General features: G+C 71.4%; 12 protein-coding genes. 4 read left to right on the top strand and 8 right to left on the bottom strand.

What is annotated here, in order from left to right:
* Positions 1 to 63: 63 nt before the first annotated feature.
* Together ASE20_RS12610 and ASE20_RS12605 are read right to left on the bottom strand one after the other, a co-directional pair.
* Positions 64 to 600 (bottom strand): LytR C-terminal domain-containing protein, encoded by a 537-nt coding sequence (locus ASE20_RS12610; RefSeq protein ID WP_056894882.1) that lies wholly within the window; start codon positions 598 to 600, stop codon positions 64 to 66.
* Positions 601 to 605: 5 nt separating this feature from the next.
* Complete coding sequence (locus tag ASE20_RS12605; protein WP_056894881.1) at positions 606 to 902, bottom strand: type II toxin-antitoxin system VapB family antitoxin; 297 nt, start codon at positions 900 to 902, stop codon at positions 606 to 608.
* A 57-nt stretch (positions 903 to 959) separates the two neighbouring features.
* On the opposite strand from ASE20_RS12605, the gene ASE20_RS12600 reads away from it, so the two are divergent.
* Positions 960 to 2609: a helicase HerA-like domain-containing protein gene (locus ASE20_RS12600; RefSeq protein WP_056894880.1), complete on the top strand. Its 1650-nt coding sequence runs from the start codon at positions 960 to 962 to the stop codon at positions 2607 to 2609.
* A 90-nt stretch (positions 2610 to 2699) separates the two neighbouring features.
* Here the strand turns inward: ASE20_RS12600 and ASE20_RS12595 are convergent, their stop codons facing one another.
* Both ASE20_RS12595 and ASE20_RS12590 read right to left on the bottom strand, forming a co-directional pair.
* The gene (locus ASE20_RS12595) at positions 2700 to 2933 is read right to left on the bottom strand and encodes a hypothetical protein (protein ID WP_056894879.1); all 234 of its coding nucleotides are present in this window, start codon (positions 2931 to 2933) and stop codon (positions 2700 to 2702) included.
* Between the two features lie 120 nt (positions 2934 to 3053).
* A complete protein-coding gene (locus tag ASE20_RS12590; RefSeq protein ID WP_056894878.1) occupies positions 3054 to 3836 on the bottom strand; it encodes a helical backbone metal receptor in 783 nt (260 codons plus the stop codon).
* Positions 3837 to 3967: 131 nt separating this feature from the next.
* Here ASE20_RS12590 and ASE20_RS12585 point away from each other — a divergent pair, with 131 nt between their 5' ends.
* The gene (locus ASE20_RS12585; protein ID WP_056894877.1) at positions 3968 to 4861 is read left to right on the top strand and encodes a family 16 glycosylhydrolase; all 894 of its coding nucleotides are present in this window, start codon (positions 3968 to 3970) and stop codon (positions 4859 to 4861) included.
* Between the two features lie 61 nt (positions 4862 to 4922).
* Positions 4923 to 5276, top strand: a complete 354-nt coding sequence (locus tag ASE20_RS12580; RefSeq protein ID WP_056894876.1) for a DUF2568 domain-containing protein — start codon at positions 4923 to 4925, stop codon at positions 5274 to 5276.
* 19 nt (positions 5277 to 5295) lie between these two features.
* Here ASE20_RS12580 and ASE20_RS12575 read toward each other — a convergent pair whose 3' ends face one another.
* Positions 5296 to 5793: a thioesterase family protein gene (locus tag ASE20_RS12575; protein ID WP_056894875.1), complete on the bottom strand. Its 498-nt coding sequence runs from the start codon at positions 5791 to 5793 to the stop codon at positions 5296 to 5298.
* A gap of 148 nt (positions 5794 to 5941) precedes the next feature.
* Here ASE20_RS12575 and ASE20_RS12570 point away from each other — a divergent pair, with 148 nt between their 5' ends.
* Positions 5942 to 7198: an MFS transporter gene (locus ASE20_RS12570; protein WP_056894874.1), complete on the top strand. Its 1257-nt coding sequence runs from the start codon at positions 5942 to 5944 to the stop codon at positions 7196 to 7198.
* Here the strand turns inward: ASE20_RS12570 and ASE20_RS12565 are convergent, their stop codons facing one another.
* From ASE20_RS12565 to icmF, 3 genes are all read right to left on the bottom strand, one after another.
* Positions 7199 to 8458 (bottom strand): RNA polymerase sigma factor, encoded by a 1260-nt coding sequence (locus tag ASE20_RS12565; protein ID WP_056894873.1) that lies wholly within the window; start codon positions 8456 to 8458, stop codon positions 7199 to 7201.
* Between the two features lie 53 nt (positions 8459 to 8511).
* Entirely contained in the window at positions 8512 to 8862 is a 351-nt protein-coding gene (locus ASE20_RS12560) for a YciI family protein (protein ID WP_235538811.1), read from the bottom strand.
* 118 nt (positions 8863 to 8980) lie between these two features.
* Complete coding sequence (gene icmF / locus ASE20_RS12555; protein ID WP_056894871.1) at positions 8981 to 12151, bottom strand: fused isobutyryl-CoA mutase/GTPase IcmF; 3171 nt, start codon at positions 12149 to 12151, stop codon at positions 8981 to 8983.
* Positions 12152 to 12185: the final 34 nt, after the last annotated feature.

Below are 12185 nucleotides of genomic sequence, written 5' to 3'. Positions count from 1 at the left end.
GAGCGAGCGGGGGAGGAAGAAACGGCGTTGGCAGGCGGCGCGACATGCGAGCGCAGCGAGCCATCAAACATCCGGGTTTGAGCTGAGCGGCGGCGTACAGACGTAGGCGTCCTTCTTGGCGGTCACCGTCGGGTGGCCCTTCCTGACGCCGTTGAACCGCTTGCCGACCACGATCGTCATGCCCGGGTAGCCGGACGGCTGGTCGACGATCTCCACCCCCCGCCCCAGGTACGACGCCAGCAGCACCGCAGCCGGGTCGTCGGGGTCGTCCGCCCACACCTGCGCGGACACCGGTCCGGTGTTGGTCGGGGCGTTGCCGGTCTTGCCGGCGCCGAAGCCGAAGCCGACCAGCTTGTCCATCGTCTTGCCGGCCAGGCCGTTGGCGCCGCCGGCGTTGAGGACGGTCACCATCACCTGCGGGGGTGCGACGTCGTCACCGGCCGAGATCAGCGTCTCGGTGCACGGGGCGGCCTCGACCTTCTCCGGGAACGGCTCGGTCACGCGGGACCACGCCCACGCCACGCCGGCCAGGAACACCACTGCCAGCACGGCGAGGGTCATCGCCGAGCGGCTGCCGTCCCTGACGTCGAGACCGTCCATCGTCGTCAGCCTTCCATCCGGATCACGCGGGCGTGGAGGACGTTGCGCTGCTGCAGGGCCGCGCGCAGGGCGCGGTGCAGCCCGTCCTCCAGGTAGTACTCACCCCTCCACAACACCACGTGGGCGAAGAGGTCACCGTAGAAGGTCGAGTCCTCGTCGAGCAGCGACGTCAGCTGCAGCGTGTCCTTGGTCGTCACCAGCTCGTCGAGGCGGACCTGGCGCGGGGGGACGGCGGCCCAGCCCTTGGAGGTGAGTCCGTGATCGGGGTAGGGACGCCCGATCCCCACACGCTTGAAGATCACGGCTTCGGAGTCTACGGGTCTGACCTGCGACACCATGTTCGGCTTAGAGTTCCGGACATGACGCAGGAGCAGACGCCCGGAGAGACGCCCGCACCCGAGACCCCCGCCGCCGAGGCAGCGCCTGCCGCCGAGGCAGTACCCGCCGCCACGAATCCCGTCGAGGAGGCCGTCGCCCCCGGCTACGCGTTCGAGGGTCCCGCCCTCGAGCTCGGCGGCCTGATGGTGGGCCCCGACCAGCTGAGCGGCAGCACGATCCGGATCCCGCTCGGGATGCTCAACCGGCACGGCCTGGTGGCCGGCGCGACCGGAACGGGCAAGACCAAGACCCTCCAGCTGCTCGCCGAGCAGCTCAGCGCGAACGGCGTCCCGGTCTTCGCCGCCGACATCAAGGGCGACCTGTCCGGCATCGCCACCGCCGGCGAGGCCAACGACAAGCTGCTCGCGCGCACGAAGTCGGTGGGCCAGGACTGGAAGGCGACCGCGTTCCCGGTCGAGTACTACGCGCTCGGTGGCCAGGGCACCGGCATCCCGGTCCGGGTGACGGTGACGTCCTTCGGCCCGATCCTGCTCAGCCGGGTCCTCGGCCTCAACGACACCCAGGAGTCCAGCCTGGGCCTGGTCTTCCACTACGCCGACAAGCAGGGCCTGCCGCTGCTCGACCTCCAGGACCTGCGCGCCGTCGTCCAGCACCTGACGAGCGAGGAGGGCAAGGCCGACCTGAAGGAGCTCGGGGGACTGTCCGCCGCGACCGCGGGCGTGATCCTGCGCGAGCTGATCGCGTTCGCCGACCAGGGCGCCGAGGCGTTCTTCGGGGAGCCGGAGTTCGACTCCGCCGACCTCCTCCAGCAGGCGCCCGACGGCCGCGGCCTGGTCAGCCTGGTCGAGCTGCCGAACCTGCAGGACCGGCCGGCGATCTTCTCGACCTTCCTGACGTGGCTGCTCGCGGACCTCTTCCACGACCTGCCCGAGGTGGGCGACGTGGACAAGCCGAAGCTGGTGTTCTTCTTCGACGAGGCCCACCTGCTGTTCAAGGACGCCTCGAAGCCGTTCCTGGAGTCGATCGCCCAGACGGTGCGGCTGATCCGGTCGAAGGGCGTCGGCGTCTTCTTCGTGACGCAGAGCCCGACCGACGTGCCCGACGACGTGCTGGCGCAGCTCGGCTCCCGCGTCCAGCACCAGCTCCGCGCGCACACGCCCAACGACGCGAAGGCGCTCAAGGCCACCGTCAACACCTACCCGAAGAGCGCGTACGCCGACCTCGGCGAGGTCATCACGACGCTCGGCATCGGCGAGGCGATCGTGACGGTGATGGGCGAGAAGGGCGCGCCGACCCCGGTGGCCTGGACGCGGCTGCGGGCTCCCGAGTCGCTGATGGCGCCGAGCAGTGCCGAGTCGATGGAGGCGACCGTCAAGGCCAGCCCGCGCTACGCGAGGTACGCCGAGGTCGTCGACCGCGAGTCCGCCCGGGAGATCCTCGCCAAGAAGCTCGAGGACGGTGCCGCGGCCGCCGAGAAGGCGAAGGCCGAGGAGGAGGCCGCCGACAAGCCGGCCGCGAAGAAGGCGGAGGCGAGGAGGAAGGACGACGGCGGTGGCGCCGGCGAGATCGTCAAGGACGTCGTGAAGTCGTCGGCGTTCAAGCAGTTCATGCGCACCGCCGCGGCCGAGATCGCCCGCGGCATGTTCGGCACCGCGCGCCGCCGGCGCTGAAGAACGGCGGGGACGTCATGCGAAGCGGTCGCCGGAGCGACCGGTTCGCATGACGTCCCTTGCGGCGGTCGGGGGGTGGGGGATCGAGGGTCAGGCGGTCCAGCGGACGGCGTCGTCGACGAAGTCGGCGAGCGAGTTCACTCCGCGCAGGTCGCTGCGCTGGTCCATCAGCCGGGTGAGGTTCTGGGCGTGACGGTCGCGGAGGGCGGCCCGGCGGGCAACGGCGCGAGCAACGGCATCAGTCTCGACGGCGTCGGCAGGGTTCGTGCCGACGCTCTCGAGGTGACGGCCGGTCTGGGTCTCAGGGGAGGTCGTCTTCTTCATGTCCTCCACTGTGCGCCCGTGAGGTTTCGGCAATCCGGCCCATCGGTTACGAATTGGTGTCACAGCCTGTGACACCCATGACAGTGCTCGAGGCGGGGCCTCGCACGGTGCCTGGGCGGGTCAGTCCGCGAGCGTGTCGTGGGCCTCGACCATGGCCGGTCCGTACCAGGTCAGCAGCCGCCCCGACACCAGCCTCGTCGGCACCTTCGTGAAGGCCTCGGGCCCGTCGTCCTCGGTGAACACGTACGGCTCGTCGGGCAGCAGCACCAGGTCGACGTCGTCCCGGTCGATCGCGCCCAGCGGCACGGTCGGGTACCGGTCGGGGCCGTCGTCGAAGGCGTTCACCCAGCCGAGCCGGCGGAGCAGGTCGCCGGTGTAGGTGCGCGGCCCGACGACCAGCCAGGGGTCCCGCCAGACCGGGACGACGGCCCGGCCACGTGCCTCCGGGACCGGGCCCGACCACCGGGACCGCGCCGCCTCCAGCCATGTCGGCCGGGCGAGACCGAGCGCCTCGTCGTACAGGCGGTCGAGGGAGTCGAGTGCCTGCGGGACCGTCTCGATGTCGGTCACCCAGACCGCCACCCCGGCGTCGCGCAGCCGGCGTACGTCGAGCTCGCGGTTCTCCTCCTTGTTGGCGACCACGAGGTCGGGCTCGAGCGCGCGGAGGGCGGCCAGGTCGGGGTTCTTGGTGCCCCGGACACGGGTGACGTCGAGGTCGGCCGGGTGGGTGCACCAGTCCGTGGCGCCGACCAGGCGGTCGGGGACGTCGGTCGCCAGCGCCTCGGTGATGGAGGGCACGAGGGACACGATCCGGCGGGCCGGAGCGGTCAGCGGGACCGGGTGTCCGAGGTCGTCGGCAAGGGGTCGCCCGACCGATGTGTGGTGATGGTTCGTTCGGGTCATCTCATTCCGGGCTTCCATGTATGGCCGAGATCACTCCGGCTGGGCAAGGATCTCCCCTGAAACTTGTTGCCGTCGCTCAGGAGAGCCCCGTCGGGGCCGGGCGTCGGGGACCCCGGGGGGAAGGTTCCATCATGCTGCGTCTTCGTCTGCTGTGCGCCGTCGGTGCGATCACGGCATCCGTCACTGCGCTCGCGCCGGTCGCGACCGCGCCCACGTCGGCCGCGCCGCCCAAGCAGCAGGCCTGCGGCGGCGAGCGCCTCGCCAAGCCGGGCGGCGGCCGCTACACCTGCTCGTTCGAGGACAACTTCGACGGCAGCGCGCTCGACCGCACCAAGTGGATGGTCCAGGACACCTCGGTGACCGGCGTCCCGGTGGGCCAGAACGAGGGCTGCTACGTCGACGACCCGGACAACGTGTCCGTCGGGTCCGGCGTGCTCCGGCTGACCGTCCGCAAGGAGTCGGCCCCGTTCGTGTGCCAGAGCCCGTACGGCGCCTTCACCACCGACATCAGCGCGGCGACCGTCGTCGGGTACGGCAAGTTCAGCCAGACCTACGGCCGCTTCGAGTTCCGGGCCAGGATGCCCGAGACCACCATCCAGGGCATCCACTCCGCCCTGTGGCTCTACCCGCAGCAGCACACCTACGGCGCCTGGCCGGCCTCGGGCGAGATCGACGTCGCCGAGTGGTTCAGCGGCGACCCCGGGAAGGTCTACCCGTCGGTCCACTACACCGGCGAGAACCCGCTGCAGAGCACCGGCTTCAACTGCCCCGTGGCCGGCGCGAGCAGCCAGTTCCACGACTACGCGGTGGAGTGGACGTCGACCTCGATGCGCTTCCTCTACGACGACCGGGTCTGCTTCGAGCACTCGTGGCTCGACGCCTCCCCGCTCGCCGGCTCGGCTCCGTTCGACCAGCCGTTCTACCTCGTGATGACCCAGGTGTTCGGCGGCGGCTGGAACAGCGTCGTCGCGGACACGCCCACCTCGGCGACCATGAGCGTCGACTGGGTGCGCGTCTGGCGTTGACCCGTGACGGCCCCGTCCGGTGACGGACGGGGCCTTCGCGCGCCCGCCCTATGATCGCTGGGTGAGTGCGATCTTCGGGTGGTCGGTCATGGCGCTGGTGTTCGTCGACGAGCTGCTGGCGGTCGCCGCCTTCGGCGTCTGGGGAGGGCACCACGACCCGCAGTGGCTGCTCGTCTGGCTGCTGCCCCTCGTCGCGATGACGGTGTGGTTCCTGTTCGCCTCGCCCAAGGCGAGGTACGGCGGCACCGTCGTACGACCCGTCGCCAAGGTCGTCGTGTTCGGCCTGGCCTGCGTGGCGCTGGCCGATGCCGGTCACGGGGACTGGGCGCTCGCGCTGCTGGTGTTCTCGGTCGTGGTGAACGGCCTGGCGCTGCTGCCGAGCATCCGGGTTCTCGTCGAGGAGCAGCAGCTCTAGCCGCCCCCGCCGTCGCGGGTCAGCGCAGGGCGAGCGAGCCGGACAGCACCGGCTCCCAGCCGATCGCGGCGTGCTCGGCGACCAGCCGGTCGAGGCCGGCGGCGATGTCGGCCGGCCACGGCGCCGTCCTTCGGTCGGCGATCTGCACGCAGAGGAAGATCTCCTCGAAGACGCAGGCGACCCGCTGGTTGGTGTCGTCGAGGACGTAGACCACGGCGTGCGCGGCGCGGTCCGAGCGCCCGAGGATGCGCACGCGGACCGACATCTCGTCGCCGGTCTTGAGCTCGTGCTGGTAGGTCAGGTGGTGCTCGGCCGACAGGCACGCGAACCCGCTGATCATGGGCCAGTTGAACGGGATGCCGATCTGGTGGAGCGACTCGTCGAGGCCCTCGCTGCCGATGCCCAGGTAGTGCCGGACGTTGAGGAAGCCGTTGCTGTCCTCGAACGCGTTCGGCACCGGCTGGACGGCGTAGGCGGGGAGGGTGACGAGCTGGTCGTACGTCGGCTGCGTGCTCATGTCCGGACCCTACTAAGAGCCGGCCGTTGATTGCCGTCACCGCCACACGCCGGCGTAGGATGGGACCAACAGATCCACTCGTGTATCTACCTCGCGCCGGCTCGACCGGCGGTCCAAGGCGGCACCAGACCGCAGGACCTCCGAGGACATGACCGATCACTCCCCGTCGCTGCTCCGCGCGACCGGCCCGACGTACTTCCCGATCGCGCTCGTGGCGCGACTGCCCTACGCCATGATGGTCGTGGGCGTGCTGACCCTGGTGGTCGCCGGCCGCGACTCGCTCGCCTTCGGTGGCCTCAGCTCCGCCATGGTCGGCGTGGGTGCCGCCTGCTTCGGCCCGCTGCTGGGCGCGGCCGCCGACCGGTTCGGCCAGCGGCCCGTGCTGCTCGTCGCCGGTGTGGCGTCGACCGCGGCGCTGGGCCTGATGGCCTGGGTGGTCTACAGCCCGCTGCCCGGTGCGGCCGTCCTCGCCGTCGCCTTCGTGGTGGGCGCGAGCGCGCCGCAGATCGCACCGATGTCGCGCAGCCGGCTGGTCGAGATCATCGCCGCCCGCATCGCCCCGGCCCGCCGCGAGCGGACCTTCGACGCGACCATGGCCTACGAGTCGGCCGCCGACGAGATGGTCTTCATCGTCGGTCCCTTCCTCGTCGGCCTGCTCGGCACCGCCGTCGACCCGTGGGCCCCGGTCGCCGCAGCCGCCGTCGTCACGCTGGTCTTCGTCTCGGCCTTCGCGGTCCACCCCACCTCGGTCGACGTCCGCTCCACCCGGGGTACGGCGGTCGAGACCGCCCCCGCGTCCGACCTCGCCCGTCCGGCGCTCGTCGTCGTGGTCGCCGGCATCCTCGGCGTCGGCCTCTTCTTCGGCTCGATGCTCACCTCGCTGACCGCGTTCATGGGCGAGCACGGCAACCCCGAGGCCGCCGGCCTGGTCTACGGCGTGATGGGCATCGGCTCCGCCGCCTTCGCGCTCGGCGTCGCCCTCCTCCCGTCGCGGTTCACGCTGCGGGCCCGCTGGCTGGTCTTCGCCGGCGTGCTGGTGGCCGGCACCGCGGTGCTGCCGTTCGTCGGATCGGTCGCGCAGATGGCGCTGCTGCTGCTGGTGGTCGGCACGGGCGTCGGGCCGACCATGGTCACCCAGTACAGCCTGGGTGCCCTGCGCAGCCCGGCCGGCCGCTCGGCCACCGTGATGACGATGCTCGGCTCGGCCGTGATCGTCGGCCAGGCCACCGCCTCGGTGGTGACCGGCACCCTGGCCGACCGCTTCGGGACCGACGCCGCGCTCGTCGTACCGCTGGTGGCGGCGGTGCTGGTGCTGGCAGCGGGGGTGGCCAATTGGCTGCTCACGCCCACGCCGGCCGGGGGGTCGACCGCGGTCGCCGACGACCGGGGCGTGCTGGTCGGCTGACTAGCCGCGGTTGCTCGCGGCCCGGCGCTGGAGCAGCGCGCGTTCACCCTCGTTGCGGGTACGGCGGGCCGCCTCGTCGAACTGCTCAGCTGCCTCCGCCTGCCGGCCGGCCCGCTCGAGCAGGTCGCCGCGGACGCTCGGGACGAGCGGGGAGTCGCGCAGGGCTCCGGGGTCGATCGCGTCGAGGACCGCGAGCCCGGCCGCCGGGCCTGCGGCACGACCGTGGGCGACGGCGCGGTTCACCTCGACGACCGGGCCCGGCGCGGCGGCGGCCAGGACGTCGTAGAGGCGGGCGATGCGGGTCCAGTCGGTGTCCTTCGCACTCGCGGACCGGGCGTGGACGGCGGCGATCGCCGCCTGGAGGTAGTAGCGGCCGACGGGCAGGCCGCGGGAGGCGAGCTCCTCGGCGCGGGTGAGCGCGGCGAGGCCGCGGCGCACGAGCAGCTGGTCCCAGCGGTCGCGGTCCTGGTCGTCGAGCAGCACCGGCTCGCCGTCGGCGTCGGTGCGGGCCGGGATCCGTGAGCCCTGCAGCTCGAGCAGCGCCTGCAGCCCGTGGACCTCGGGCTCCTCGGGCGCGATCCCGGCCAGCAGGCGAGCGAGGCGGATGCCCTCCTGGGCGAGGTCGGGCCGGGTCCAGTCGTCGCCCGCGGTGGCGACGTAGCCCTCGGTGAAGACGAGGTAGACCACCGCCATCACGTCGTCGAGGCGGCGGGTGCGCTCGTCGCCGGTCGGCAGCTCGAGCTCCGCGCCGGCCTCGGCGAGGGTCTTCTTGGCGCGCGAGATGCGCTGGCCCATCGTGGTGCTGGGCACGAGGAAGCCGCGTGCGATCTCGTCGGTGGTCAGTCCGCCGACCAGGCGCAGGGTGAGCGCGGCACGGGACTCGGGCGTCAGCGCCGGGTGGCAGCAGAGGAAGACCAGTCGCAGGACGTCGTCCTCGATGTGGTCGACCTGGGCGTCCAGGTCGGGCATCGTGCTCACCTCCCTCGCGGCGTGGCCGAGCTCGTCGGTCTTGCGGCGCAGCGTCTCGGCGCGCCGGAACGTGTCGACGGCGCGCCGCTTGGCGGTCGTCATCAGCCAGGCCGCCGGGTTCTCGGGGACGCCGGACGTCGGCCAGTGCTCCAGGGCGGCGACCAGCGCGTCCTGGGCGAGGTCCTCCGCGAGCTCCACGTCCCGGGTCATCCGGGCGAGCGCGCCGACGAGGCGGGCCGACTCGAGGCGCCAGGTGGCGGTGATCGCGTCGGCGGTGGTGGCGTCGGCCATGCGGCCAGCCTAGGGCTGGCCGCACGGCACACGACGCGTGGTGAGCCGGTCGGTCAGGCGTCGGCCGGCGTCGGCGGCTCGTCGGGGACCTGGCGCAGCGTGGCGACCATCGTGCACTCGGGCCAGTGCTTGGCGTGGAGCTGCGCGAACTCCTCCTGCCCGGCGATGGCCTCCTCGAGGCTGTCGTACTGCAGCAGCGCCCAGCCGCCCACGGCCTCCCGCGCCTCGGCGTACGGGCCGTCGACGCGGGTGACCTCACCGGTACGGACGACGAAGTTCACGGCGTCCTCGAGGCCGAACAGGCCGCCCCCGTCGAGGAAGTGACCCTGCTGGGCCTGCTCGCCGATGTAGACGTCCATCGCGTCGAACAGCGCCTGCGGCGGCATGCCCTGTCCCTCTTCCATCCGCACGAAACCCATGAAACGCGGCATCTTGATCAGTCCTTCTCGGTCGTAGGTGGGTGACTTACGAACCTACGTCGAACGACCGCGGACGCTTTCGACATGCGCCTCGAAAGTTTTCTCAGACGTTGCGGCGGTACTGCCCGCCGACCTCGAAGAAGGCCTCGGTGACCTGGCCCAGCGAGCACACCCGCGCAGCGTCCATGAGGACGGCGAAGACGTTCTCACCGCTGGTGGCGGCCTCCTTGAGCCGGGCGATCGCCGCCGCGGCCTCGTCGGTGTGGCGGCCCTGGAAGTCGCGCACGCGGGCGAGCTGGGAGTCCTTCTCCTCCGTCGTCGCGCGGGCGAGCTCGATCTCGTCGGGGGTGCCGTCGCCGGCCGCGGGGTTGCGGAAGGTGTTGACGCCGATGATCGGCAGCGTGCCGTCGTGCTTCTTGTGCTCGTAGAGCATCGACTCGTCCTGGATCCGGCCGCGCTGGTAGCCGGTCTCCATCGCGCCGAGGACGCCGCCGCGCTCCGAGATCCGGTCGAACTCCAGCAGGACCGCCTCCTCGACCAGGTCGGTGAGCTGGTCGATGACGAACGAACCCTGCAGCGGGTTCTCGTTCATCGCCAGCCCCCACTCGCGGTTGATGATCAGCTGGATCGCGAGGGCGCGCCGCACCGACTCGGTCGACGGGGTGGTGACGGCCTCGTCGTAGGCGTTGGTGTGCAGGGAGTTCGCGTTGTCGTAGATCGCGATGAGCGCCTGCAGGGTGGTGCGGATGTCGTTGAAGTCCATCTCCTGCGCGTGCAGGGAGCGGCCCGACGTCTGCACGTGGTACTTCAGCTTCTGCGAGCGCTCGTTGGCGCCGTACTTGTCCCGCATCGCGACGGCCCAGATCCGGCGCGCGACGCGACCGATGACGGAGTACTCGGGGTCCATGCCGTTGGAGAAGAAGAACGACAGGTTGGGCGCGAAGTCGTCGATCGCCATGCCGCGGGCGAGGTACGACTCGACGTAGGTGAACCCGTTGGCCAGCGTGAACGCGAGCTGGCTGATGGGGTTCGCCCCCGCCTCGGCGATGTGGTAGCCCGAGATGGACACCGAGTAGAAGTTGCGCACCTGCTGCTGGATGAACCACTCCTGGATGTCGGCCATGCAGCGCAGCGAGAACTCGGTGGAGAACAGGCAGGTGTTCTGGCCCTGGTCCTCCTTGAGGATGTCGGCCTGCACGGTGCCGCGCACGGTCTTCAGGGCCTCGGCCGGATCGATGCCGCGCTCCTTGGCCTGGTCGATGACGGTGTTCAGGAAGAACGCCAGCACCGTGGGCGCCGGGCCGTTGATCGTCATCGAGACCGACGTGGTCGGGGAGAGGAGGTCGAAGCCGTCGTAGAGCGCCTTCATGTCCTCGAGAGTGGCGACGGAGACGCCCGAGGTGCCGATCTTGCCGTAGATGTCGGGGCGCTCGTCAGGGTCGCGGCCGTAGAGGGTGACCGAGTCGAACGCGGTCGACAGCCGGGTGGCGGGCTGTCCCTCGGAGAGCAGCTTGAAGCGCTTGTTGGTCCGGAACGGGTCGCCCTCGCCCGCGAACATGCGGGCCGGGTCCTCGTCCGCGCGCTTGAACGGGAAGACCCCGGCGGTGAAGGGGAACCTGCCCGGCAGGTTCTCCCGGCGCCAGAAGCGGACCAGCTCGCCCTGGTCGTCGTAGCGAGGTACGGCGACGCGCGGCACGTGGTTGCCGGACAGCGAGACCCGCCCGTTGGCGCGGGTGTCCTCGTCGTACGACGCCACGACGGCGGGCCACTCGCTCAGCTGGTCGCGCACGTCCAGCGGCAGGTCGTCGTTGGCGCGGGCGGCGGCGGCCGCGAGGTCCTCGATCTCGTCGAGCTCCTCGGCCACGGCGGTGAAGCGCTGCGCACGGCGTACCTTGGCGACGAGCAGCTCGGTGTCGGCGTGGTAGCCGCGCACGGTGTGCGCGATCTCCGCGAGGTAGCGCACCCGCTCGCCGGGCAGCACCTGCTGGATCCGGGTCGACTGCTTGCCCTCCACCGCGGCGAGCAGGCCCTCGTCGGCGACGAGTCCCTTGTCGACGAGGAGGCCGCGCAGGAACTGGTAGAGCGCCGTCACGCCGTCGTCGTCGAAGGTCGCGGCCGAGGTGCCGAAGACGGGCATGTCCGAGGGCTGCTTGCCGAACGCCTCGCGGTTGCGGACCATCTGGCGGCCGACGTCGCGCAGCGCGTCAGCGGCGCCGCGGCGCTCGAACTTGTTGATCGCCACGGCGTCGGCGAAGTCGAGCATGTCGATCTTCTCCAGCTGCGAGGCGGCGCCGAACTCGGGTGTCATCACGTAGAGCGAGGTGTCGACGAAGGGGACGATCGCGGCGTCGCCCTGCCCGATGCCCGGCGTCTCGACGATGACGAGGTCGAAGCCGGCCGACCTGATGACGTCCAGCACGTCGGTGAGGTGCTCGGGGACCTCGTGCGCGCCTCGGGTGGCGAGGCTGCGGAAGTAGACGCGGTCGCGGTCCAGGCCCGGGCCGTTGAGGTCCAGGCTGTTCATCCGGATCCGGTCGCCGAGCAGCGCGCCGCCGCCCTTGCGCCGGGTGGGGTCGACGGCGAGCACCGCGACCCGGATCTTGTCCTGCTGGTCGGTGCGCAGGCGTCGTACCAGCTCGTCGGTGAGGCTGGACTTGCCCGAGCCGCCGGTGCCGGTGATGCCGAGCACGGGCACGTGCCGCTCCGCGGCGGCGCTGCGCAGCCGCTCGAGCAGGGCGTCGTCGAGCTTGCCGAGCTCGGCGCCGGTGATGGCCCGGGCGAGCGCGGTGCGGTCGCCGCTGAGCACCTGGTCGGCGGTGACGCTCCCCGTCTCCCACAGGTCGACGTCGCAGTCCTTCACCACCGTGTTCACCATGCCGGGCAGGCCGAGGCGCTGGCCGTCCTCGGGGGAGAAGATGGTGACGCCGGACTTGCGGAGGCGGTCGATCTCGTCGTGGACGATCACGCCCCCGCCGCCGCCGACGACGCGGATGTGACCCGCGCCGCGCTCGCGGAGGAGCTCGGTGAGGTACTCGAAGTACTCCACGTGCCCGCCCTGGTACGACGACACCGCGATGCCCTGGACGTCCTCCTCGATCGCCGCCTCGACCACCTCGGCCACGGAGCGGTTGTGCCCGAGGTGGATGACCTCGCAGCCCTGGCTCTGGAAGATCCGCCGCATGATGTTGATCGATGCGTCGTGACCGTCGAAGAGGCTCGACGCGGTGACCAGGCGGACCGGGTGCTCGGGGACGTGCAGGGCGGTGTCGGACATGCGGGGATCCTCCGCGGCGTTCGGAAGTGCTCGG

The sequence above is a fragment of the Nocardioides sp. Root240 genome (assembly GCF_001428825.1).
Lineage (GTDB): Bacteria > Actinomycetota > Actinomycetes > Propionibacteriales > Nocardioidaceae > Nocardioides.
Note: the sequence above shows the minus strand (reverse complement) of the source record. Positions and strands in the feature narration are given on the sequence as shown.

Excerpts from the sequence above, each read along its gene's own strand:
- ASE20_RS12585 (WP_056894877.1), top strand. The coding sequence starts at position 3,968 with ATGCTGCGTCTTCGTCTGCTGTGCGCCGTCGGTGCGATCACGGCATCC.
- ASE20_RS12575 (WP_056894875.1), bottom strand. The coding sequence starts at position 5,793 with ATGAGCACGCAGCCGACGTACGACCAGCTCGTCACCCTCCCCGCCTAC.
- ASE20_RS12570 (WP_056894874.1), top strand. The coding sequence starts at position 5,942 with ATGACCGATCACTCCCCGTCGCTGCTCCGCGCGACCGGCCCGACGTAC.
- ASE20_RS12595 (WP_056894879.1), bottom strand. The coding sequence starts at position 2,933 with ATGAAGAAGACGACCTCCCCTGAGACCCAGACCGGCCGTCACCTCGAG.
- ASE20_RS12590 (WP_056894878.1), bottom strand. The coding sequence starts at position 3,836 with ATGACCCGAACGAACCATCACCACACATCGGTCGGGCGACCCCTTGCC.
- ASE20_RS12610 (WP_056894882.1), bottom strand. The coding sequence starts at position 600 with ATGGACGGTCTCGACGTCAGGGACGGCAGCCGCTCGGCGATGACCCTC.
- ASE20_RS12560 (WP_235538811.1), bottom strand. The coding sequence starts at position 8,862 with ATGGAAGAGGGACAGGGCATGCCGCCGCAGGCGCTGTTCGACGCGATG.
- ASE20_RS12600 (WP_056894880.1), top strand. The coding sequence starts at position 960 with ATGACGCAGGAGCAGACGCCCGGAGAGACGCCCGCACCCGAGACCCCC.
- ASE20_RS12565 (WP_056894873.1), bottom strand. The coding sequence starts at position 8,458 with ATGGCCGACGCCACCACCGCCGACGCGATCACCGCCACCTGGCGCCTC.
- icmF (WP_056894871.1), bottom strand. The coding sequence starts at position 12,151 with ATGTCCGACACCGCCCTGCACGTCCCCGAGCACCCGGTCCGCCTGGTC.